Here is a 276-nt window from a genome sequence, read left to right as displayed (position 1 = left end):
CCCACCCGTAACAAACCCAATGCCCGTGAGAACAACCTCACCATTCTCCGTTTATGCAAGAAATATGAAGTTCCGGTCATTTTGGGAAGTGACGCGCATATTTCGTTTGATATAGCCCGTTACGATAATTTGTATGAATTGTTGCAGCTTACCGGGTTTCCTGAAGAGCTGATCATGAACCGTGATGTGAAATCATTTAAAGAATACCTTCATTTGTAGATTATATATGAAAAGAATACTTTTTGTCTGCCTCGGTAACATTTGCAGGTCTTCTTC

The 276-nt window shown here is 40.2% G+C and carries 1 protein-coding gene; it reads left to right on the top strand.

Annotated features, from left to right (window positions below; translation table 11 throughout):
• On the top strand, positions 1-219 hold a 219-nt coding region (locus tag QWJ41_RS21180; RefSeq protein ID WP_302710472.1), incomplete at its 5' end, for a PHP-associated domain-containing protein.
• Positions 220-276 lie beyond the last annotated feature (57 nt).

The organism is Nocardioides cremeus (genome assembly GCF_030518195.1).
Taxonomy (GTDB): Bacteria; Actinomycetota; Actinomycetes; order Propionibacteriales; family Nocardioidaceae; genus Nocardioides; species Nocardioides cremeus.
This window is presented reverse-complemented; position numbering and strand designations above follow the sequence as displayed.